At 35.8% G+C, this 1785-nt stretch carries 2 protein-coding genes; one reads left to right on the top strand and one right to left on the bottom strand.

Going from position 1 to position 1785, the window contains the following annotated elements; all coding sequences use genetic code 11:
• Positions 1-553, bottom strand: a 553-nt coding sequence (locus AMDU4_RS02075; protein WP_290703914.1) for a CBS domain-containing protein, incomplete at its 3' end; no start/stop codon positions are given.
• A 142-nt stretch (positions 554-695) separates the two neighbouring features.
• Between AMDU4_RS02075 and AMDU4_RS02070 the strand changes: the two genes are divergently transcribed.
• On the top strand, positions 696-1664 hold the full coding sequence (locus AMDU4_RS02070; RefSeq protein WP_021786317.1) for a mevalonate-3-kinase: 969 nt from the start codon (positions 696-698) through the stop codon (positions 1662-1664).
• The last annotated feature ends 121 nt before the right edge of the window (positions 1665-1785 follow it).

Raw genomic sequence — 1785 nt, 5'->3', positions numbered from 1 at the left:
TCTGATACATTTTTACCTTATCGAATATATCCCTGTCGGTTACAAGACCGGTAAATTTTCCTGCCCTGTTAACAACAGGAAAAGAATATATCTGAGAAAGGTTCATCATTAACAGGACAACAGACAATGGAGTATCTTCCCAGCACGGTACAGAAATGTATTCCATTACTTCCTTTACCTTGACTTTTGCGTATTTTTCCCTTATTATGCTCAAAAAATTCTGTGGTGTAAGTATACCCGTCAGTTCATTGTTATCGTTTACAACAGCAATATGACGTTTTTTCTGTTCATAAAGCTGCCCAGCTGCAACATTTATAGGATCATTTTCATTCACAGTTGGGGCCTTCCTCATTACCAGTGCAGTCTGCGTCTCGTCAGGATTGTAGAATATATCCCTCCTGGTTATTATCCCCTGGTATCTGTTCTGGTTATCTTTTATGGGTATCCCAGTTATATTATTCTTTATAAGTATCTTTATTATCTCTGAAATTGAACTGGGAACTGTGTAGCAAAGAGGGTCTCTTGTCATTATGTCTGCAACTTTATAATCCATGCAAGTTAATGTATTTCTTGTAAATAATTGTTTAGGTATGTTTTTTCCTAAAAGTGGAACAGGTTACTATCCTGCACCTTTTGCAATCATTTTTAAACTCCGGTCAAACAAAATGATTTTATGTTATACTTAATTTCAGAATATGGAAAAATATTATGTTGAGGTTAAAGCCTATCCTACTATTGGAATATTGCTTTTAGGCGGGGTTTCAGACAATGTAAAAAGAATTCCCAGGCATACAACTGCAGGAATAGCGTATACCGGGCTTGATGATGAAATTTATGTTAAAACAGATCTGTACCTGTCCAATACAAAATCAGGTGTTATAAACGGCAAGGAAATTTCACCTGATTCACCAAGATCTCCATTTGTAGTAATAGACAAGTACAAACACGATATTCTTATGCGACACCCTGAATATTCTGAAATTTCTTTTATATCAGAAAATAAAAACATAATCAGTGGAAGTTCAGATGCAGGGGCTGCGGCAATAGGCGAGTGCATAGAATCCATATTTGAATACAACATAAATATATTTAATTTTGAAAACGACCTTCAGAAAATATCAGAAAGTGCCGGAAGGAGCCTATTTGGCGGTTTTACAATTAACCACGCAAACGGAAAAGAATCATTGACGGATGAAATACTGGGCCCTGATGAGTTTCAGGATTTTGTAATTGTTGGATGCAAGTTTTCGGAGCAAAGAAAACCATCGGATATTATACACCAGAATATAATTAATCATGACAAATACGCAGATCGTGTTAAAAATTCCGAGTTGAGATCAAAAGAACTTGAAAAGATGGCGGCCACTGGTGACATAAAGGGGATATTCGAGACTGGTGAAAAAGATACCAGTGAATACCATACAATGTTACGGGAAGTAGGCGTAAATATAATTACAGATGAAATGCAAAGATTCATTGAAAAAATAGATGAATTGAAGAAATCCTTCTGGAATGCCTACATAGTCACCGGTGGGACAAATGTCTTCGTCGCTGTTAAAAAAGAAGATAAAGAAAAGGTAAAAAATGCCGCAATGGAATTCAAATGCGAGCCTGTGTACCTTAAGGTAGCCGGAAAGCCTGATGTTATATCTAAGAATTTCTGAGAGTTCTTTTCAATTTATTATATGTTTTTTTGTAGGGAAATAGGATTAAACCAATTATTGCTATTATGGAAAGAGACAGATCCAGATATGAATATTTTGGGACATTTGATAATCCTGCCTG

The organism is Ferroplasma sp. Type II (assembly GCF_000496155.1).
The sequence above is the reverse complement of the archived record's forward strand: the minus strand, read 5'-3'. Positions and strand labels throughout refer to the sequence as shown.

Excerpts from the sequence above, each read along its gene's own strand:
- AMDU4_RS02070 (WP_021786317.1), top strand. The coding sequence starts at position 696 with ATGGAAAAATATTATGTTGAGGTTAAAGCCTATCCTACTATTGGAATA.